Here is a 19,556-nt window from a genome sequence, read left to right as displayed (position 1 = left end):
TAGCCATAGCTAGCGTAGGCAATCCGGCGAGGCTTTAGTTACCGCTTAAGATGTGCATTGGATTTGAACGTCGCCGACGGGCCTCCTGATGCATATTAACGGGCGTAGCGGCCAGAACGCGTGAAGTCATGGCCGCAAGAAAGCGACCGGGTCCGAGCACTGCTGGAGTCTGATCACGAAGCACTGTCACTGTGGGAAGCTGCTCGATCTGACGATCAAGCGTTGAATCAGATATGGGCTCGGGAACCTCTTCTTCCTGATCAGCATCTCCTCCAGGCTCCGGCACGCCGTTCGCCGGGATTTCCTCTCCTGGGTTCGCTATAGCGACGTTATCTGCATATTCCATTAAAACGAGGCACGTGGCGTGATACGCATCGTCCTCAAGGCCTAGTTTGGCTAGCAAATCAAATAACCATTCGGCCACACTATTCTCTTTTTGCAGGATATCCGACCGGAGACCGAAAACAAAGCCTAGGGCAGCCAGCGGATGTCTCAGGCGAAGATTTTTAGCATCACCGTAAGATTCCTCCACACGATTAGGCGCATTTTTCCCGTAAGACGAATCCATCCGCTTAGTTGAGATTAACAGCTCAGGCCCAGTAGCCCAGTCTGTCATGATGACATCAACCTGTTTAAGATAGTTCTTACCAAGAATAGATGCGCTCGAAGATGTAACGCCGGGGATTGACGGCTTACTGTTCACGTAATTCATTACCGCAGCACGAACAGCTTTGTCCTTGGACTTCATCAGTGACGCTACTGGTGCCGGTAGAATACGTGGGGGTAGAGGCCGTGGCCAAACTTGGTCCAACTCAAATCCCGCCCGTCGTAACTCGTAGCTCAGCCATACATCGAGTGCAAGGGCTGGTACGCCCGACTGAGTTTCCGCTCTTAGATAGAGAGGCACCCCCAGTAGTTTTTCTAGCGTCTGATAGTCGGGCTCAAAGGAAATCTGTCCATCCGCTCCCTTAAACCACGGGTTGCTATGTTCGCCATTGGGTGCTGCGTGATCGACAATTTGGTCAAATAGTACCCAAGCCTTAGCTTTTGTACTTGGTGGTTTAGCGGCCACTTGCACCTCTCATAGAACGGCGCAGGGCGAGGTCCTGCCGAGCTTGCCGAATGCACTTAATAGTTTTCATCGAAAGGTTACTGAATTCTGTAAGAATAATTTTATCTACAACAGTAACAGCTTCCATTAGATTACCGCAATTTAACAATGCTGCAACCTTTTCCTTAACAGAGAGGAGCGAATTGGCGCTCTCCGAGATTAAAGTTGGCGACGGCATTGCCCAAACATCTGCCTCCTTAGGTTCAATTTTTAGAATCCCTCCGCCATAAGCTCGCCCGACCATCTCTGCATGTAAAAGCGTTACTGAATTGAGGCTCGCTAGAGGTAAAAGGTCTCGGCCAATGTCACGGTACTTCGCATTGAGATAAACGCCGTGAACTGAGTTTAGATGATGTGCACCAGCCTCATTCGCAGTAAGCCGAGGAGTGTCCGCATTCATACAAGTCAACAGCAGGTCAGCAGGCGGGACAAGCGGCACTCGAAACCAGTTCTTGCGGATTCGACATTTGTACGCGGTGTCAACACCCGTGCGGTGCCCATCGTCAATATATGCGGCCGCATTAAGCGAGGGCGGATCACTCGGATAAAACAGGTAGACGGCTTGACCCTCTTTTCCCAATTTTGAGAGCCCGGCTTTCGAAAGCGCCAACCCCCGCAAGTGAGAGCTTCCTGGTGGAGATAAATGTAGGAGTTCTTTAGACTTCAGTCCGAGCTCTTTAACTCGCTGAGGTGAAAGAGTAAAATATTTATTGTTCCCAGTGACGATGCCGAGAGTGGTGTCTCCCCACGTCTCCAAATCGGTGAAAAGTCCCTTCCTTAGAAGGTTGTCTAGCGAATTAATAGCCTTCGGATCAACGAGACTGCTTGTCCATTTATCTGCCGGATCCACCGGCTTCCAAGTTAATCCAACTTCTAAGGAGGTGAGTTTGTCGGCATTCTTTGCTTGTCGAATTGTGGCGTGATCTGCTGGACCGTCTAAGTATCCGTCCGCCAGTAATAGCACCACGTCAGCCTCAGCCTCCGGGAAGACCTGTTCGTCAAACAGCACTAGTTGCACATCGCGAAAACGAGCGAAAAGAAAACGACGAACTGGTGCTGCATAGTTCACCGAAAGTAATTCTGCAGGTAAAACAAGTGCTAAGCGACCGCCCTGCTTCAAGAACATTGCAGAGTGAACTGTGAACGCTGCCCAACTGGATGCAAGGCCAGTTAAGGACACGCCGGCTCGAAGTGCTGCCTCACGCGATCGGGCGCGGGACTCACCTGAGAAGTCCTGATAACGGATGTACGGAGGATTACCAATGACAGTATCATAAACTGGTCTTGGCTCTATCGCGAAAAAATCGTTGTGACACATTCGTGCTTCACCGCCAGCGTCTTGCACGCGCTGGCGAGCCATCTCCATGCTCTGAGCATGAATCTCTACACCGTCTACCACAGGTCGCGTCTTATGATCCTCAGATAAGTCGCGAAGGCGATTTACTGCAGCAACCAAAAAAGCAGCATCACCTGCAGCTGGTTCCATAACCATGTCACCGGATGCGCGTATGGCCCAGTTAGCTATAAATTCGGTAATATTTTTGGGCGTGAAGAACGCGCCGCGCTCCTTACGCAGAGCAGGCGTGTCGTTCGGGTCAATAAAGCTTGCTGCGGTCACTTGCTATCCTGAAAAACAGCGTCGCCGAGTGAGATTTTTATTTCTCACCGGTCCTTCTGATATGTGAACTTGGTGTGAGTTTATGGCTTGGTAATCGAATTGTATAGCGCGCTCAGCGGTAGAGTTCCAGTACCAAAAGTTCAGTTGGTTTAGAGATTCGGCTGGCAAAATCACAATGTCGCAGGATGGTGGATATTAGCTATTCCCCAGTTTGATCGCCAAGCCAGCGATCAGGCTGCCCGCCATCGCCAGCGACAGCACGGCGTGCACCGTGGTCGAGCCGATCGAGGACGCCTCGGCCGAATCGTCGCGCTTGAGCGCCATGGCGCGGCCCAGCACGACCGGGCGCAGGAAGCCGCGGATGCCGACCAGCAGCATGCCGATCCCGAAGAACAGCTCGCCCTTCATGCCGTACATGATGCCGTCGAGGAGCTGGGGCACGCCCAACAGCAGGCCGAAGCCGAGCCAGAACAGGCGAAAGCCCAGCGAACGTTTCAACTTGGTAGTCGTCATGGATGTCGTGATGAGGGATTACAGGATGCGCAGCGAGTAGTCGGTCGCGCGCACGTCCTTGGTCAGGCTGCCGATCGAGATGCGGTCGACGCCCGTTTCGGCGATCGCGCGCACGGTCTCCAGATTGATGCCGCCCGAGGCTTCCAGCAGCGCGCGGCCGACATTCACCTTGACCGCTTCGCGCATGCGCGCCAGGTCGAAGTTGTCGAGCAGGACCGACTTCACGCCGCCGGCCAGCGCTTCCTCGAGCTGGGCGATGGTCTCGACCTCGATCTGCACCGGCGCGCCGGAATCCAGCCTGGCCGCCGCCTGCAGCGCGGCCGTCACGCCGCCGGCCGCCGCGATATGGTTTTCCTTGATCAGGATGCCGTCATACAGCGCCATGCGCTGGTTCTTGCCGCCGCCGACGCGCACCGCGTATTTCTGCGCCAGGCGCAGGCCCGGCAAGGTCTTGCGGGTGTCGAGGATCGCGGCATTCGTGCCCGCAATGACGTCGACGTAGCGGCGGGTGGCGGTCGCCACGCCAGAGAGCAGCTGCATGAAGTTCAGCGCGCCGCGCTCGGCGGTGAGCAGCGAGCGCGGATTGGCGCGGATCGTGCACACCGTCGAGTCAAGCGCCATGAGGTCGCCCTCGGCGTAGTGCCAGTCGATCTCGGTATCCTGGTCGACCGCCAGCATCAGGCCCTCGAACCATGGCGCGCCGCACAGCACGGCGGCCTCGCGCACGATCACGCGGGCGGTGACACGGGTGTCGTCGGGCACCAGCTTGCCGGTCAGGTCGCCGCTGCCGACGTCTTCCAGCAGCGCGGCCAGGATGTTCTGCTCGAAGGCGGCCTGCAGCCTGTCGTCGAACTGGGCGTGGGGATTCTTCAATGTGGTCATGCCGGTCCTACCCCCGAGAACATCGGGGCATTGTTTTCCAGTTTGCCGGTCGGCAGCGCCTTGGTGCGTTTGGCCGCGGCGAAGTCGAGCATGCGGTCGATCGCCCGTTTCGCCTGCAGGCCGACCGCCGGGTCGACGTGGATCTGGTTGGCGCCCGATTCCAGCACTTCCGCCAGGTTGCGCAGCCCGTTCATCGCCATCCACGGACAGTGCGCGCAGCTCTTGCAGGTCGCGCTGTTGCCGGCGGTCGGCGCCTCGATGAAGGTTTTACCGGGGGCGGCGATGCGCATCTTGTGCAGGATGCCGTTATCGGTGGCGACGATGAAATGGGTCGCGTCCATGGTCTGGGCCGCATTGATCAGCTGGGTGGTCGAGCCGACCGCGTCGGCCTGGGCCACCACGTTGGCGGGCGACTCGGGATGCACCAGCACCTTGGCGTTCGGGTATTCGGCCTTGAGCAGGTCGAGCTCGATGCCCTTGAATTCGTCGTGCACCAGGCAGGAACCCTGCCACAGCAGCATGTCGGCGCCGGTCTTGGCCTGGATATAGGAACCCAGGTGGCGGTCGGGCGCCCACAGGATTTTCTTGCCCTGGGCGTGCAGCTCGGCCACGATGTCCAGGCCGATCGACGAGGTCACCATCCAGTCGGCGCGCGCCTTCACGGCCGCGCTGGTGTTGGCGTACACGACGACGGTGCGGTCCGGATGCTGGTCGCAGAAGGCCGCGAACTCGTCGGCCGGGCAGCCCAGGTCGAGCGAACAGGTCGCGTCGAGGTCGGGCATCAGGATGGTTTTCTCGGGGCTGAGGATCTTCGCGGTCTCGCCCATGAAACGCACGCCGGCCACCACCAGGGTCTGGGCCGGATGGTCACGGCCGAAGCGCGCCATTTCCAGCGAATCCGAAACGCAGCCGCCGGTTTCCTCGGCCAGGTCTTGCAGGTCGGCGTCCACGTAGTAGTGGGCCACCAGCACCGCGCCCTTCTCTTTCAGCAGGCGGCGGATGCGTTCCTTCAGTTCGGCGCGCTCGGCCATTTCCGGCGCGCTCGGGACTTTCGCCCAGGCCTCGGCGGTGCAGGCCATGCCGGCCAGGGGCCGGTCGTATTCATAGGTCTTGATTGGTGCTGTCACGGCATTCATGCTCGCGCGTCTCCTCGCGTTAGCGGGGCCGCGGCCCCGCCCTTCTTCGAATCGATGTCTACCTGTCGATCAGTCGATGCCCTGGCTGCGCAGGTATTCCTCGTAGTTGCCCTGGAAGTCGACCACGTCGTTCTCGCGGATTTCGATGACGCGGGTGGCCAGCGAGGACACGAACTCGCGGTCGTGCGAGACGAAGATCAGGGTGCCGGCGTACTTGTCGAGCGCGATGTTCAGCGATTCGATCGATTCCATGTCCATGTGGTTGGTCGGCTCGTCCAGCAGCAGCACGTTGTGACGGCCCAGCATCAGCTTGCCGTACATCATGCGGCCCTTCTCGCCACCCGACAGCACCTTGACCGACTTCTTGACTTCGTCGCCGCCGAACAGCAGGCGGCCCAGGATCGAGCGCACGGCCTGGTCGTCGTCGCCCTCTTGCGTCCACTTGCCCATCCAGTCGGTGAGCGTTTCGCCGCTGGCGAATTCCTCGGTCGGATCCTGCGGCATATAGCCCGGATTGGCGTTCTCGGCCCACTTCACGCGGCCGGTGTCCGGCTGCAGGCCGCACAGGTCGCCGCCGATCGAACGCAGCAGAGTGGTCTTGCCCGCGCCGTTGGCGCCGATGATCGCGATGCGCTCACCGGCCTCGACCATGATCGAGAAGTTCTTGAACAGCTGACGGTCGTAGGCCTTTGAGATGTTCTCGGCTTCCACCGCCAGGCGGTGCAGCTTCTTCTCGCCCTCGAAACGCACGAACGGGTAGGCGCGCGAAGAAGGCTTGAATTCCTCGATCTTGATCTTGTCGATCTGCTTGGCGCGCGAGGTCGCCTGGCGCGCCTTCGATTTGTTGGCCGAGAAGCGGCGCACGAAGTCTTGCAGTTCGGCCACTTTTTCCTTGGCCTTGGCGTTGTTCGCCAGCTGCTGGTTGCGCGCCTGGGTCGAGGCCAGCATGTAGTCGTCGTAGTTGCCCGGATAGACCTTCAGGGTGCCGTAGTCCATGTCGGCCACGTGGGTGCAGACCTGGTTCAGGAAGTGACGATCGTGGGAAATGATGATCATGGTGGAGTTACGCTCGTTGAGCATGTTTTCCAGCCAGCGGATCGTGTTGATGTCCAGGTTGTTGGTCGGTTCGTCGAGCAGCAGGATATCCGGATTCGAGAACAGGGCCTGGGCCAGCAGCACGCGCAGCTTCCAGCCCGGCGCCACGGCGCTCATCGGGCCCTGGTGCAGCTCGGTGGCGATTTCCAGGCCCAGCAGCAGTTCACCGGCGCGCGCCTCGGCCGAGTAGCCATCGTATTCGGCCACTTTGCCTTCGAGCTCGGCGGCCTTCATGTAGTCGTCGTCGGTCGCTTCCGGGTTGGCGTAGATCGCATCGCGTTCGGCGATCGCGTTCCACAGCTCGGTATGGCCCATCATGACGACGTCCAGCACGCGCACGTCTTCGTAGGCGAACTGGTCCTGGCGGAGCTTACCGAGGCGCTCGCCCGGATCGAGGCTGACGTTGCCGGCGGACGGCTCGAGGTCGCCGCCCAGGATCTTCATGAAGGTCGACTTGCCGCAGCCGTTGGCGCCGATCAGGCCATAGCGGTTGCCCTCGCCAAATTTGACGGAAATGTTCTCGAACAGCGGCTTGGCGCCGAATTGCATCGTGATATTGGCTGTGGATAGCACTGTATTACCCCAAAAAGCATATTTGATTAACCGGCTATTCTACCATTCTGCGCCTTGCCAGGCGAATAAGGGTGGATTCCGGACAGTGGCGCGCGGATCAGATGCGGCGCAGGGTCGGATAGTCGGACAAGGTCAGGCGGAAGCCGTCGGCATCGGACACCAGGTGACCCTGGGCGCCGAACGGAATGGTGACGCGGCGCTCGATGTGGCCGAAGGAGAGGCCCGTCAATACCGGCAGCGGCAGCGTCTGGCGCAAATAGGCCAGCATGGCGTCGAAGTCGTAGCCGTTGTCCATCGGCCCCAGGCGATAGCCCGAAAAGTCGCCCAGCACCACCGCCTGCTGGCGCTCGAGCACGCCGGCCTGCATCAATTGCAGCAGCAAGCGCTCGATGCGGTACGGATGTTCGGCGATGTCTTCGAGCCACAGGATGCCGCCGTCGATGCGCGGAAAATACGGCGTGCCGACCATGGCGCCGATCATGGCCAGGTTGCCGCCCCAGACGGCGCCGCGCACGTCGATCTCCGGATTGCCGGAAGCGCGCTCGCTGATGGTGTGCGTGGGCCCGGCCAGGCAGGCCCAGAAATCGTCGAGCGTGAACGCGACCGGTTCGAGCGCACCGAAGTCGCCCGCGATCATCGGCCCGGCATAGCTCAGGCCGCCCGCCTTCGCCATCAGGCCCATGTGCAGGGCCGTCAGGTCGGAAAAGCCGACCACGATCTTGCCGCTGGCGGCGATCGCCTCGAAATCGATGCGCGGCAGCAGGCGGCTGATGCCATAGCCGCCGCGCAGGGCAATGATGAGGTGCACGCCTGGATCGGCCACGGCGGCGTGCAATTGTTCCAGGCGTGCGTCATCGGTGCCGCCGAAGCGCTGGTGGGTGCAGCTGTGGTCGTAGTAATTACGCACCAGGAAGCCCTGCCCTTCGAGGCGCGCGATGGCGCGTTCGAGCGCCGATGGCTCGGGAATGCAGCCGGCTGGCGCCACGATGGCGATGCCGGGACGGGAAGTGATCACTGTTTGACGAAGAGCCGGGGTGTTGAATCTGGCAACATCTTACCCCGCGCATGGGAGTCGATCAAGGCAAGGATGCGCTCGACCAGCTGGGGCGGCAGGTCGTGGCCCATCCCTTCGATGATCTCGAGCCGCGCGCCATCGATGTGGCGTGCCACGTCGCGGCCGCAGGCCACGGGCAGCAGCGGATCGGCGGCGCCGTGGATGACGAGGGTCGGCGCCGAGATCGCCGGCAGCAGCGCGCTGCGGTCGCCGGCGGCAAGCAGCGCCAGCATCTGGCGCGCACTGCCGCTTGGGCAATAGCAGCGTCGCATGGAGCGCGTGACGCGCTTGCGCAGCTGCCGGTCCGGGGTCGGATAGGACGGGCTGCCGAGCAGCCGCAGCAGCCCGACGGCGTGCTCGATGACGCTGTCGAGATCGGTTGGATCGGCGGGATGGCTGGCCAGCGCCTTGCGCACCGCCGCGCCCGGCCCAGGCAGGCCGCGCCGGCCGCTGGTGGACATGATCGAGGTCAGGCTCAGCACCCGCTGCGGGTGGCGCGCCGCCAGTTGCTGGGCGATCATGCCGCCCAGCGCGGACACGCCGACCAGGTGGGCCCGGGCCACGCCCAGCGCCGACAGCACGCCGAGGGCGTCGGCCGCCATGTCGTCGATGCCATAGGGCGAGCGCAGCGGCCAGCCGAGGGCGGCCTTGATGCGCGCCAGCGTGAGGTTCGGCGTGCCGGCCTGTTCGAACCTGGTCGACAGGCCGCAGTCGCGGTGGTCGAAGCGGATCACGTAAAAGCCGAGCTCGACAAGGCCTTCGACGAAGTCGTCGGGCCAGTTGGTCAGCTGCATGCCGAGGCCGTGGATCAGGAGCAGCGGCGCGGCTTTGGGGTCACCCGCGGTGTCGAAGGCGACGCGCAGGCCATTGGCGTGGAGGGTGGGCATGACGGCAGGTCAGGAGCGCGTAATGTGGCGCCAGCCTGGCGCCGATGCTGTTCGTAGTTCACATCCCTAGGGTCGGACGGCCGTGCCGTCATGGCGACTTGAAAACAGCATAACAGCTAATTGGCGCGGATGGCGCTCCGCCTGACGGAATGCGGCTGGGGGAGCATCCTCCCCGCTCAGCCCTGGATGGCGGCGGGCTTGCGCGCCGCGTTGCGGCGTTCCACGAAAAAGGCCTTGAGCAAGGCGCTCGCCTCCTCGGCCATGACGCCGCCGACCACCGCGGTGTGGTGGTTCAGCCTGTCTTCGGCGAACAGATCGACGACCGAGCCGCAGGCGCCGGTCTTGGGGTCCAGCGCCGCGTACACCACCTTGGCCAGGCGCGCATGCATCATCGCCCCCGAGCACATGATGCAGGGTTCCAGCGTCACGTACAGCTCGCAGCCCGGGAGCCGGTAATTGCCCAGCTTTTCGGCGGCGGCGCGCAAGGCGACGATCTCGGCATGGGCGGTCGGGTCGTGGCCGCTGATCGGCTGGTTGAAGCCGGTCGCGATGACCTCGCCATCCTTGACCACGACCGCGCCGACCGGCACCTCGCCCCGGTCCCAGGCCAATTGCGCCTGGGCCAGGGCCAGCCCCATATAGCGCCCGGCCGCCGCATCCGGCGACGCGTTCTCGGTGGCCTGGAGGGTCGAATCCGGCATCATTCCGTGATCTCGGCCCAGCAGTTCGGGGTTTCGTGCAGCACCAGCTTGTGCAGGCGGAGGCCCGTGCCGTAGCGGTCGATGAACACGGCCTTCAGGATGTCGAACGCCACCTGGGCCAGGTTCTCGACGGTCGGGATGCGGTCGATCACGATCGTCTTGTGGTCCGGCAGCGATGCCAGGAACTCACGCACCTTGTCATCCTTTTCGTACACGATGAAGGCGTGATCCCACACGTCGACCAGGTGCTGCTTAGCCAGGGCCTTGACGTCGGAAAAATCCATGATCATGCCGTTGTCGGAATTGCCGTCGGAATCGATCACCTGGCCCGTCAGAGTAATCTCAAGGGTATAGCGGTGCCCGTGCAGGTTGCGGCACTGGCTCTTGTGGTCGGGAATCCGGTGTCCGGCATCGAATTCAAGCTTGCGGGTAATGGTCAACATGCTGCGTGTGGATCTTTAAGGAATCTGAAGAAGTTTATGGGTCTGGAGGCTGAGCTTCCATTTCGGGTTGGCGCGGCAGGTCTCGATCGCCAGCTGGAGGTTGCGGGCGGCCAGCGGGCCGTCCATCGCCTGCACATAGAAATGCTCGAAATCGAGCCCTTCATAGGCGGCCAGGTCTTGCCCGACCTGCGGGATGACGACCTTGATCTCGCTGCCTTTATGCACCGCCAGGGTCGAGCCCATCTTGGGGCTGACGCAGATCCAGTCCACGCCTTCCGGCACCGGCAGGGTGCCGTTGGTCTCGATGGCGATGGTGAAGCCGCGCGCATGCATGGCGTCGATCAGGGGACGGTCGAGTTGCAGCAGCGGTTCGCCGCCGGTGAACACCACGTATTTGCTGGCCGGATAAGTGGCTGGCCACAGGCTGTCGATCTCGGCCGCCAGCAGGTCCGCTTCCTTGAACTTGCCGCCGCGTTCGCCATCGGTGCCGACGAAATCGGTATCGCAGAACTGGCACACGGAGCTCGAGCGGTCGGCTTCGCGCCCGGTCCAGAGGTTGCAGCCGGAAAACCGGCAAAACACGGCCGGCCGCCCCGCATGGGCGCCCTCGCCCTGCAAGGTGTAGAAGATCTCTTTGATGCTGTAAGTCACGGTAAGCCTCTCGTCAACCTTCCATTATAGCGCGCCGGGCGCCGTGACGCTGCGGTTGCTGCCGTTCCACAAAACGTGTCGCATAACAGCTGCTTGAGAAGAAACAATATTCCTACAGCAGGACGGCGGTATGGTCCTACGGAATCTTCCGAATCCGGTAAGAGGGCGACTCATGAAAAAGTCTTCGGTTCTCCTAGTGTCGATGTGCTTGCTTGCTCACCGCGCCGAGGCCGGCAACGCGCATGCGCTGGTGCCGCTGCCCTGGCGCAGCGCGGCGCCGGAAGTGCTGGCCAGCATCATGGTCACGCTGGCCGCCCTGGTCCTGGCCTATATCGGCCTGCGCCGCAGCGTCACCAGCGATGAACGGGCGCGCGCGCTGCAGCACCAGCTCGAGGCCGAGCGCGAGGCGCGCTGCCAGGCCGACCAGGCGCTGGCCGACAACCACGACGTGCTGTGCCGCCTGGTGCGCCAGCACGAAGGCGTGCGCGAAGGCGAGCGGACCCGGATCGGCAGCGAGTTGCAGGCCGAGCTGGGCCGCCGCTTGTCGAGCCTGCGCGACGACATGGCGAGCCTGCGCGACTGCGCCCAGGCGACGCCCGCGCCGCTCCTGCTGGCCCGCGTCGACCGCGCGCTGGCCGGCATCGACGGCGCCATCCAGGCGGTGCGCGCCGTCGCCGGCGGCCTGCGCGGCGCCCATCCGGAAGACCGCCTGCGCCAGGCGCTGGAGCGCTGCCTGGCCGAGCATGCGCACCGCCACGGCCTGCGCTACCGCTTCGAGGCCGGCGTCGATCCGAGTTCGCGCGCCGGCCAGGACCGCGCGGCGCGCCTGGCCGTGTTCCGCGTGCTGCAGGACGTGCTGGCCGGCGCCGCGCGCAGGGTCGGACATGGCGGTGATGCGCAGGAGCGCGGGCACGAGCGTGAGCAGAAATGCGAGCTGCATGTGCGGCTGCTCGAAGGGGCCAGCACGCTCGGCCTCGAGATCGACGGCTGCGCCGGCTCGGTGGACGACGTCGCCGCCCTGCCCGCCGAGCTGGTCGAGCACATCCGCGCCATGGGCGGCGTGCTGCGCATGGTCGCCACCGGCGAGCGGCGCGCCCGCTGCTTGCTCTCGGTGCCGGTGCGCAGTGTGGTGCAAGATCCACTACGCAACTCCCTCCATGATCCGGTCCACGACCCGGCGCTGGGCGCGCCTGCCATCATGGCGAAGGTTGCCTGACGCGCCCAGCGTTGCAAAATGCCACCTCGCCATTGTCCTTGCTGAAAATCAATGGCGCGATCCTGCGCAGGTTGCAGAATCGGTCCCTAGCGGCAACTCACCGGTTGTCGCTCTCCGACACCGCAACCACAGAGGACGGCTCATGAGCGCACCCAGCACCGGCACAGGCCCGACAGCCCTGGTCCAGGACGTGGCATTCGTGGGGCAATTGATGGAAAGCCTGTCGGTGCCGGTCTTCGTGCTGGGCACCGACGCCCGCGTCATGATCTGGAACCGCGCCTGCGAGGAGCTGACCGGTGTGCCGGCGCCGGAAGTGCTCGGCACCGGCGACCACTGGCGCAGTTTCTACGAGATCCAGCGCCCCACCCTGGCCGACCTGGTGCTCAAGGGCCGGCGCGACGAGGTCCGGCCGCCCCCTGGCGTGGAGGGCCATTGTCCCGGTCCGCTGTCGATCGAGAGCTGGTGCGACATGCCGCGCGCCGGCCGGCGCCGCTACCTGGCGGCCGACGCCAGCCCGATCTTCAATGCCAGGGGCCAGCTGTCGGCGGTGGTCGAGACCCTGCGCGACCTCACCGACGCCAAGATGGCGCAGATCGCGCTCGAACAGCTGGCCACGCGCGACGGCTTGACCGGCCTGGCCAACCGGCGCTGCTTCGACGACACCCTGCATGCGGAATGGACGCGCGCGCTGCGCCAGATGCAGCCGCTGTCGCTGCTGATGGTCGACGTCGACAATTTCAAGGCCTATAACGATGCCCATGGCCACCTGGGCGGCGACGAATGCCTGAAGCGGGTGGCGCGCGCCGTCGCCAGCGAGATGCGGGCCAACGACCTGGTGGCGCGCTACGGCGGCGAGGAGTTCGCCGTGATCCTGCCCAACCAGTCGCTGAAAGGGGCGGCTATCGTGGCCGAGCGCATCCGCTGCCGGGTCGAACAGCTGCAACTGCCGTGCCGCTTCGCCGCCGGCCACGTGACGGTGTCGATCGGCGCCGCCACCGCGATCGCCGGGCCGGACAACCATGCCAGCCAGCTGGTCGCGATCGCCGACGCCGCCCTGTACCGCGCCAAGCACCTGGGGCGCAACCGCATCAGCCTGCCGATGACGGAAGCGGCGTAAAGACAAGCTTCCCTACGGCTGTTCATTCCTTGGTGGATAGACTATCCTTCGCGATTGTCTATTTCCCAAGGAGACATTGTGTTTCAATCGACCCTGTCGCGCACCACGCTCGCGACATTGATTTCCGGCGTGCTGGTGGCGGGCGCCGTCCATGCCGCCCCGGCCGCCACCGGTGGTGACGTGCTGCCCTTCAAGGCAACCGAAAAACTGCTTCCCAACGGCCTGAAGGTCATCGTGGTGCCGACCGGCTTCCCCAACCTGGTCTCGGTGCACATCCCGGTGCAGACCGGATCGCGCAACGAAGTCGAACCGGGCAAGTCGGGCTTCGCCCACTTCTTCGAGCACATGATGTTCCGCGGGACGCCGACTTACCCGCCGGAGAAATACCAGGAAGTGATCACGAAGGCCGGCGCGCGCCAGAACGCGTATACCAGCGACGATCTCACCAATTACTACACCACCTTCGCCAAGCAGGACCTGGAAACGGTGCTGAAGGTCTAGGCCGACCGCTTCCAGCACCTGTCGTATCCGATCGCGGCCTTCAAGACCGAATCGCGCGCCGTGCTGGGCGAATACAACAAGAACAGCGCGAACCCGATGTCGAAGCTGTTCGAGGTGCAGCGCGACGCCGCCTACACCACCCACACCTACAAGCACACCACGATGGGCTTCCTCAAGGACATCGAGGACATGCCCAACCAGTACGATTACTCGAAGGTCTTCTTCGACCGCTGGTATCGTCCCGAAAAGACCACCATCATCATCGCCGGCGACGTCGAACCGTCGAAGGCGATCGCCATGGTCGAGAAATACTGGGCCGGTTGGAAGCGCGGCGCCTTCACCTCGAACGTGCCGGTCGAACCCGCGCCGCGCGGCGCCCAGTACCGCCACGTGGCCTGGCAGACCCCGACCCTGCCGCTGGTGACGGTCGCCTGGCGCGCCCCGAGCTTCGTCGCCCGGCAGAAGGAGCAGGCGGCGCTGTCGATGGCGCTGTCGCTGTCGTTCGGGCGCACCTCGCCGCTGTACAAGCGCCTGGTGCAGGACGAGCAAAAGGTCGACCAGCTGTTCGACTTCACCCCGAACCGGGTCGATCCGACCCTGGCCACCATCGGCGCGCGCGTGAAGAATCCAGCCGACGCATTGATGGTGCGCGACGCCATCCTGCAGACGGTGGCGAAGCTGCGCGACGAACCGGTCAGCAGCCAGGAGCTGGAAGCGGCCAAGTCGGCCCAGAAGTATGGCCTGATCCGCTCGCTCGACAACACCGAGGCGATCGCCTCGACGCTGGCGTCCTACGTGCATTTCGAGCGCTCCTACGGCACCCTGAACGGGTACTACCGCGCGATCGACAGCTTGACGCCGGCCGACCTGCAGGCCGCCGCCCGCAAATACCTGGTCGACGACAGCATGGTGGTCATCACCCTGTCGCATGAGGCGCTGCCGAAGGGCATCGAAGCGTTGCCGAAGCTGGCATCGTTCGCGCCGCAGGCGGTCGATGCGAAGTTCGACGTGCTGGTGCAGAAGTCGGCCTTGCCGCAGATCCGCTTCAAGCTGCTGTTCGCCGCCGGATCGAGCCACGACCCGAAGGGCAAGGAAGGCCTGGCCGCCCTCACCGCCGCGATGGTGGCGGCGAGCGGTTCGCGCGAGCGCAAGATCGACGAGGTGACCAAGTCGCTGTTCCCGATGGCCGGCAGCTTCACCGAGCAGACCGACAAGGAGATGACGACCTTCACCGGCACCATCCACAAGGACAACTGGGACCAATTCCTCGGCATCGCCATGCCCCTGCTGGTGGACCCGGGCTTTCGCGAGGAAGATTTCCGGCGCCTGAAGGACGCCCAGCGCAACGCGCTGGTGCTGGACCTGAAGGACAACAACGAAGAGGAATTCGGCAAAGAGCGGCTGCAAGCGAATGTGTTCGCCGGCACCGGCTACGGTCATCCTGTGCTCGGCACCGTCGCCGGCATCGACGCCATCACCCTGGATGACGTGAAGGCCTTCTACGCCAAGGCGTATACCCGGGGCGCGGTGAAGGTCGGCATCTCGGGCGACGTGTCGGAAGCGATGACGGCCTCGCTCAAGGCGCAGCTGGCGCGCCTGCCGCAAGGCGCGGGCCTCCCCGTGACGGGCGTGCCGAAAGGCCGCATGCCGAATGGCCTGGAAGTGGAGATCGTCGAGAAGAACACGCGCGCCACCGCGATCTCGTTCGGCCTGCCGCTCGAAGTCACGCGCAAGCACCCGGACTTCGCCGCCCTGTGGCTGGCCAAGACCTGGTTCGGCGAACACCGCTCCTCGAGCGCCCACCTGTACCAGCGCATCCGCGAAGAGCGCGGCATGAACTATGGCGACTACGCGTATATCGAAGCCTTCCCGCGCGGGATGTTCCAGTTCTTCCCGAACCCCAACCTGGGCCGCAAGGCGCAGCTGTTCGAGGTCTGGATCCGCCCGGTGGCGCCGCAGAACGGCCACTTCGCGCTGCGCGTGGCGCTGCACGAACTGGGCAAGATGGTCGATGGGGGCATCAGCCAGGCCGACTTCGAGACCACCCGCGACTATCTGCTGAAGAACGTGTTCGTGATGACCGCGACCCAGGACCAGCAGCTGGGTTATGCGCTCGATTCGCAGTGGTACGGCACGCCGGACTTCACCGCGATGATGCGCGACGCCCTGTCGAAGCTGAGCGCGGCCGACGTCAATACGGCCATCAAGAAGCACCTGTCGGCCAGGAACCTGTCGGTGGTGATCATCACCAAGGATGCGGCCGGCCTGAAACAGGCGCTGGTGAGCGACGCCTTCTCGCCGATCAAGTACGACGCCAACAAGCCGCAGGCCTTGCTGGACGAGGACCAGCAGATCGGCTCGATGAAGCTGAACATCAGGCCGGAGGCGGTGACCATCACGCCGGCGGCGCAGGTGTTCGCCAGGTGAACCGGTAGAGCAACAGGTGTAGTGCCATGAAAAGCGGCGCCCGAGGGCGCCGCGTTCATTTCCCGAGGTGCGGGCTTAACGCATCATGCGATCCCAGCCGTGACGCACGGCCGATTTCATCTTTTCCCAGGTCGACTGGTCGGCCGGATAGCGGGTATCCCAGTCGCTGCGCAGGTCGGTCTCGACGTCGTTCCACGGACGGCCGCGGTACTTGTCGTTGAGCGCCATTTCCGAGCCGTAGCTGTAGGCCGGACGGTATTCGTCATAGGCCTCGCCGGTGGCGCCATACACCGAGTTCCAGTGGTTGCGGTAGTAGGCGTCGTTATCGCCGTCGGTCATGCGGTCCCAGCCGCGACGCACGGCGGACTTCATCTTGTCCCAGGTTGATTGCTCACCCGGATAGCGGCGATCCCAGTCGCTGCGCAGGTCGGTCTCGACCGCGTCCCAGCTGCGGCCGCGGTACTGGTCGTTGCGCGCCATTTCCGAACCGTAGCTGTAGGCCGGGCGGTACTCGTCGTACGAGCCGCCGGCGGCGCCGTAGGTCGAGTTCCAGTGGTTGCGGTAGTAGACGTCATCGTCGTTGTCGTCCGTCATGCGGTCCCAGCCGTGGCGGACGGCGTTCTTGACGCGATCCCAGGTCGACGGTTCGCTGGTGTCGCTGCCGGTGGTGCTGAAGTCGCGGGTGCCGTCGATGCGGTTGTCCCAGCCGGTGCGCAGGGTGCCCTCGACGTCGTCCCATGGCTGGTTACGATACATCTCGCTGCGGCGCATCTCGCTGCCATAGGCGTAGGCCGGCTTCAGTTCCTCGAACTTCGTGCCGCTGCTCGCATAGGTGCTGTCGTAGTGGCTGCGGTACTGGTCGTCGTCATCGTCGCGGGTCATGCGTTCCCAGCCGTGGCGCACCGCGGCCTTCATCTTTTCCCAGGTCGATGGCTCGCCGCCGGTGGCGTGGCGGCTGTCCCAGTCGCTGCGCAGGTCGGTTTCGATGTCGTCCCAGGCGCGGTTGGTGTAGCGGCCGCTGCGCGCGGCTTCGCTGCCGTAGCTGTAGGCCGGCAGGTAGTCGTCGTAGGACGCGCCGGTGGCGCCGTAGGTGGTGTTGAAATGGTTGCGATAGTAGGTATCGTCGTCGTACGAACCCATGGTGCTCGAGGCCGAACCGGCGCTGCCGCCCAGGCCCAGGGCGGCGTCCGACTGGCCGCGCGAGAAGATGCGCACGCCGCTGCGCTGCTTGTCCAGGCTGGCGCTGCCGCTCGCCAGCGAGCCGGTCTGGGTGTCACGCTGCAGCGAGTCGCTGCGGATCGACCCTTCCAGGGCAGAGCCCTGGATGGACGAGGTGCTGCCGGCCGATGCGGTGTTGCCCAGGTTCGAACCCTGGGCGGCGATGCGGTCGTTGTCCAGCTGCGCGCTGCCGGCCGCCAGGCCGCCCTGCTGGCTGCCGTCGAGCGGCGCATTCTGCAGCGGGTCGTCGCGCAGCGTCGAGCTTTGCAGCGAGGTGCCGCCGGTGGCGGTCAGGCCGTTGCTGCCCAGCGATTCCTGGTGGGTGCCGCCGACGGTCTGGCCCTGGTTCAGGGAGCCTTGCTGGAACAGCGCGCGGTCGCCCGGATTGTCGAGTTTGGGCGTCGAGGCCGCCTGCGCATTGCCGAGCGTACCCGACTGGGCCGACATCGACGACGATTGCTGCATGCCGGCGCTGCTGCCCATGCGCATGGCGCCGGCGCTGATGCCGCCCGCTGCGATGTCCGGGGTTCCGGTGGCGTTCTCGTCGATGTCGGTCGGGCCGTAGCGTTCGACGATGTCGGCCGCGCGCTCGACTTCCGGCAGCGAGGCGGCGACCACGGTCAGCACGTGGTGGCCACGGGTGACGGCGCCTTCGTAGCGGCTCACATGTTCCGCATTATCCGAACCAAACAGGTCGCTGAAGAAATTCTTGATGCTGGCGGTGATGCCGGTGTCACCGTCCGCGCTGCGTTCGGTGTCGAGGTCGGAACGGCCGGACACGCTGTCGGTCTGACCGGTCGGGTCGGCGTTGGACAGGCGGACGTCGGTACGGGTAAAGCCCGACGACAGCAGTTCGTTCATGGCGTTCTGCGCATCGGTGCGGTTGTCGAACACCGCGACAAGGGTATGTTGCATGGTCGTTCCTCCGAAAAATGGTGGTACTGGCGCCGGCGACGAGACTGCCGCTCGTTTGCGCTTTGTTGTCAAGATTACTCCAATACTGATGGGGCTCGCACACCATTGACCGTTGGAAAGATCATGTCAGAACAAGGCGAAATGCGGCGTCGGACCACCTACGGATGAGCACGTAGGCGCAGGACGACAGGGGGAGGAACGCCGGGCGGGCGCCCGGCATGGATAGCGCACCGGAGCCGGTGCGCCGTGCTCAGGCGAACGGGTTGTCGATGGTCTTGACCTCGGGCGGCGGCAGCGCGTCCGGCAGATCGCGCGCCTCGAGCGCGGCCACGATCTCGCCCAGCAGCGCGTGCAGGCGGCGCGCCTTGTCCAGCCCGGGCACGTCGGCGGTCAGGTCGACGTCGCCCGAGATCGTGATGCGGTCGACGCGGTTTTCCAGCATCAGGTCGCCGATGCCGGCGACGTCGGCTTCGTTGGCGAACGGGGTGAAGGAGGTCGGTTTCTTCTTGCTCATGGCGTTCCTTTACGATCGGTTCTTGCGCTGCTTGATCTTGGGCAGGCGCAGCATGCGTTCTTTCTGCTTTGCCGACAGGGACGGCAGCAGTTCGATGCCGACGATGCGCTCCAGCTCGGCGACCGGAACCACATTGATCGGCGCATCGGCGCGGTTTTCGGTGAACCAGGCCGCCGCCAGCTTCTGGCGCGGACTGTACACCACCTTGTACAGATGGCTCGGCACGATGACGTTGCCGACCTTTTTCAGGCTGGCGCCGAGGAAGGCCGGGCCGGTGATCACGTACAGCTCCCCTTCCTTCTTCGCCATGGTGCGCACCGCGCCCTCGATCGGCGCCCAGATGTGGCGGTTGTGGTCGCGGTCTTGCGGGACCATATTGGCCAGCGAAAAGCTCTCGCGCTGGGTGCGGCGGTCGGGCATATTGGCGTTCGGCGCCAGGTGGCCGCGATCGAAACCGCTGCGCGCGTAGTCTGACAGCTCGGCGCGCTGGCCGCGCGGCAGGCGCCCTTCGGCGTGGAACTTGTCGTCGCGGTCCAGGCCCTGGGCCCGCTTGAGGTTATCGGCGCGCACGTACTCGGCCGACCACAGCGGCGTGCGGGTCACGCCCGAATGCATGACGCCGAACACGCCGTAGCACAGCTCGCGCGTGGATTTCGCCAGTTTCTGGTTGTGGATCTCGGGCGCGCGGCCGTCGAGGTAGTGGACGGGACAGCTGTCGGCCTGCGCCGCGCCGGCGGACAGCAAGGCGCCGGCGACGGCGAGGCGGACAAGAAGTCTGCCCAGGGTGGAGCGAAGCATGATTGAACGGCAATGGTGAAGAAAGCGGGCATTTTAGCTGAGCAGGTGCTCCCGAGCATTAACTTTGCATCGATCGGCGCGCGCGACGATACCCATGACACTGCGCACGGGGTGCGCACGATTGCATGAGCAATTCCTCACGGAATGTTTTAAAATTAACGCTTTCTCAATAAGATTTTCCATTTG

The 19,556-nt window shown here is 63.8% G+C and carries 18 protein-coding genes; 4 read left to right on the top strand and 14 right to left on the bottom strand.

Features of this window, described 5'->3' with window-relative positions; translation table 11 throughout:
- Positions 1 to 34 precede the first annotated feature (34 nt).
- The 11 genes from ABIB42_RS06770 to queE all read right to left on the bottom strand — a co-directional run bounded on the left by ABIB42_RS06770 (position 35) and on the right by queE (position 10,664).
- Entirely contained in the window at positions 35 to 748 is a 714-nt protein-coding gene (locus ABIB42_RS06770; protein ID WP_229409928.1) for a hypothetical protein, read from the bottom strand.
- 313 nt (positions 749 to 1,061) lie between these two features.
- Positions 1,062 to 2,729 carry an N-6 DNA methylase gene (locus ABIB42_RS06765; RefSeq protein WP_005670827.1) on the bottom strand — a complete coding sequence of 556 codons (1,668 nt, stop codon included), beginning with the start codon at positions 2,727 to 2,729 and terminating at the stop codon, positions 1,062 to 1,064.
- Between the two features lie 195 nt (positions 2,730 to 2,924).
- Positions 2,925 to 3,242, bottom strand: a complete 318-nt coding sequence (locus tag ABIB42_RS06760) for a hypothetical protein (protein ID WP_005670826.1) — start codon at positions 3,240 to 3,242, stop codon at positions 2,925 to 2,927.
- A gap of 18 nt (positions 3,243 to 3,260) precedes the next feature.
- Positions 3,261 to 4,124 (bottom strand): carboxylating nicotinate-nucleotide diphosphorylase, encoded by an 864-nt coding sequence (gene nadC, locus ABIB42_RS06755; protein WP_429248115.1) that lies wholly within the window; start codon positions 4,122 to 4,124, stop codon positions 3,261 to 3,263.
- The gene (gene nadA, locus ABIB42_RS06750; RefSeq protein ID WP_429248114.1) at positions 4,121 to 5,260 is read right to left on the bottom strand and encodes a quinolinate synthase NadA; all 1,140 of its coding nucleotides are present in this window, start codon (positions 5,258 to 5,260) and stop codon (positions 4,121 to 4,123) included. Before nadA ends, nadC begins: the two co-directional genes overlap by 4 nt.
- Positions 5,261 to 5,329: 69 nt before the next feature.
- Positions 5,330 to 6,928, bottom strand: a complete 1,599-nt coding sequence (locus ABIB42_RS06745) for an ABC-F family ATPase (RefSeq protein WP_081590003.1) — start codon at positions 6,926 to 6,928, stop codon at positions 5,330 to 5,332.
- Between the two features lie 97 nt (positions 6,929 to 7,025).
- Positions 7,026 to 7,943, bottom strand: a complete 918-nt coding sequence (gene ldcA / locus ABIB42_RS06740) for a muramoyltetrapeptide carboxypeptidase (protein ID WP_273028746.1) — start codon at positions 7,941 to 7,943, stop codon at positions 7,026 to 7,028.
- Positions 7,940 to 8,869, bottom strand: coding sequence for an alpha/beta hydrolase (locus ABIB42_RS06735; protein ID WP_429248113.1), 930 nt, complete (start codon positions 8,867 to 8,869; stop codon positions 7,940 to 7,942). The genes ldcA and ABIB42_RS06735 overlap by 4 nt, the downstream gene beginning before the upstream one ends.
- 176 nt (positions 8,870 to 9,045) lie before the next feature.
- Positions 9,046 to 9,570 (bottom strand): tRNA adenosine(34) deaminase TadA, encoded by a 525-nt coding sequence (gene tadA / locus ABIB42_RS06730; RefSeq protein WP_184236539.1) that lies wholly within the window; start codon positions 9,568 to 9,570, stop codon positions 9,046 to 9,048.
- Positions 9,570 to 10,013: a 6-carboxytetrahydropterin synthase QueD gene (queD, locus tag ABIB42_RS06725; protein WP_005670817.1), complete on the bottom strand. Its 444-nt coding sequence runs from the start codon at positions 10,011 to 10,013 to the stop codon at positions 9,570 to 9,572. The genes tadA and queD overlap by 1 nt, the downstream gene beginning before the upstream one ends.
- A 15-nt stretch (positions 10,014 to 10,028) precedes the next feature.
- The gene (queE, locus tag ABIB42_RS06720) at positions 10,029 to 10,664 is read right to left on the bottom strand and encodes a 7-carboxy-7-deazaguanine synthase (RefSeq protein ID WP_005670815.1); all 636 of its coding nucleotides are present in this window, start codon (positions 10,662 to 10,664) and stop codon (positions 10,029 to 10,031) included.
- Between the two features lie 172 nt (positions 10,665 to 10,836).
- Between queE and ABIB42_RS06715 the strand changes: the two genes are divergently transcribed.
- The 4 genes from ABIB42_RS06715 to ABIB42_RS06700 all read left to right on the top strand — a co-directional run bounded on the left by ABIB42_RS06715 (position 10,837) and on the right by ABIB42_RS06700 (position 15,925).
- Positions 10,837 to 11,880: a hypothetical protein gene (locus ABIB42_RS06715; protein WP_429248112.1), complete on the top strand. Its 1,044-nt coding sequence runs from the start codon at positions 10,837 to 10,839 to the stop codon at positions 11,878 to 11,880.
- A 142-nt stretch (positions 11,881 to 12,022) separates the two neighbouring features.
- Positions 12,023 to 12,997 carry a sensor domain-containing diguanylate cyclase gene (locus ABIB42_RS06710; protein WP_229520430.1) on the top strand — a complete coding sequence of 325 codons (975 nt, stop codon included), beginning with the start codon at positions 12,023 to 12,025 and terminating at the stop codon, positions 12,995 to 12,997.
- A 78-nt stretch (positions 12,998 to 13,075) separates the two neighbouring features.
- A complete protein-coding gene (locus tag ABIB42_RS06705; RefSeq protein ID WP_429248111.1) occupies positions 13,076 to 13,498 on the top strand; it encodes a M16 family metallopeptidase in 423 nt (140 codons plus the stop codon).
- Positions 13,499 to 13,558: 60 nt separating this feature from the next.
- Positions 13,559 to 15,925 carry a M16 family metallopeptidase gene (locus ABIB42_RS06700; protein WP_429248110.1) on the top strand — a complete coding sequence of 789 codons (2,367 nt, stop codon included), beginning with the start codon at positions 13,559 to 13,561 and terminating at the stop codon, positions 15,923 to 15,925.
- Between the two features lie 75 nt (positions 15,926 to 16,000).
- On the opposite strand, the gene ABIB42_RS06695 is transcribed toward ABIB42_RS06700, so the two are convergent.
- The 3 genes from ABIB42_RS06695 to ABIB42_RS06685 form a co-directional block, all read right to left on the bottom strand.
- The gene (locus ABIB42_RS06695) at positions 16,001 to 18,058 is read right to left on the bottom strand and encodes a hypothetical protein (protein ID WP_429248109.1); all 2,058 of its coding nucleotides are present in this window, start codon (positions 18,056 to 18,058) and stop codon (positions 16,001 to 16,003) included.
- A gap of 250 nt (positions 18,059 to 18,308) precedes the next feature.
- Positions 18,309 to 18,572 (bottom strand): hypothetical protein, encoded by a 264-nt coding sequence (locus ABIB42_RS06690; RefSeq protein ID WP_071362752.1) that lies wholly within the window; start codon positions 18,570 to 18,572, stop codon positions 18,309 to 18,311.
- 9 nt (positions 18,573 to 18,581) lie between these two features.
- The gene (locus ABIB42_RS06685) at positions 18,582 to 19,370 is read right to left on the bottom strand and encodes a DNA/RNA non-specific endonuclease (RefSeq protein ID WP_184236160.1); all 789 of its coding nucleotides are present in this window, start codon (positions 19,368 to 19,370) and stop codon (positions 18,582 to 18,584) included.
- Between the last annotated feature and the right edge of the window lie 186 nt (positions 19,371 to 19,556).

The organism is Massilia sp. UYP32, assembly GCF_050434365.1.
Taxonomy (GTDB): Bacteria; Pseudomonadota; Gammaproteobacteria; order Burkholderiales; family Burkholderiaceae_D; genus Telluria; species Telluria timonae.
The sequence above is the reverse complement of the archived record's forward strand: the minus strand, read 5'-3'. Positions and strand labels throughout refer to the sequence as shown.

What these genes read in the sequence shown, in the direction of transcription:
- ABIB42_RS06770 (WP_229409928.1), bottom strand. Translation starts at nt 748, where the DNA reads ATGAAGTCCAAGGACAAAGCTGTTCGTGCTGCGGTAATGAATTACGTG.
- ABIB42_RS06760 (WP_005670826.1), bottom strand. Translation starts at nt 3,242, where the DNA reads ATGACGACTACCAAGTTGAAACGTTCGCTGGGCTTTCGCCTGTTCTGG.
- nadC (WP_429248115.1), bottom strand. Translation starts at nt 4,124, where the DNA reads ATGACCACATTGAAGAATCCCCACGCCCAGTTCGACGACAGGCTGCAG.
- nadA (WP_429248114.1), bottom strand. Translation starts at nt 5,260, where the DNA reads ATGAATGCCGTGACAGCACCAATCAAGACCTATGAATACGACCGGCCC.
- ABIB42_RS06735 (WP_429248113.1), bottom strand. Translation starts at nt 8,869, where the DNA reads ATGCCCACCCTCCACGCCAATGGCCTGCGCGTCGCCTTCGACACCGCG.
- tadA (WP_184236539.1), bottom strand. Translation starts at nt 9,570, where the DNA reads ATGCCGGATTCGACCCTCCAGGCCACCGAGAACGCGTCGCCGGATGCG.
- queD (WP_005670817.1), bottom strand. Translation starts at nt 10,013, where the DNA reads ATGTTGACCATTACCCGCAAGCTTGAATTCGATGCCGGACACCGGATT.
- ABIB42_RS06715 (WP_429248112.1), top strand. Translation starts at nt 10,837, where the DNA reads ATGAAAAAGTCTTCGGTTCTCCTAGTGTCGATGTGCTTGCTTGCTCAC.
- ABIB42_RS06710 (WP_229520430.1), top strand. Translation starts at nt 12,023, where the DNA reads ATGAGCGCACCCAGCACCGGCACAGGCCCGACAGCCCTGGTCCAGGAC.
- ABIB42_RS06695 (WP_429248109.1), bottom strand. Translation starts at nt 18,058, where the DNA reads ATGCAACATACCCTTGTCGCGGTGTTCGACAACCGCACCGATGCGCAG.
- ABIB42_RS06690 (WP_071362752.1), bottom strand. Translation starts at nt 18,572, where the DNA reads ATGAGCAAGAAGAAACCGACCTCCTTCACCCCGTTCGCCAACGAAGCC.
- ABIB42_RS06685 (WP_184236160.1), bottom strand. Translation starts at nt 19,370, where the DNA reads ATGCTTCGCTCCACCCTGGGCAGACTTCTTGTCCGCCTCGCCGTCGCC.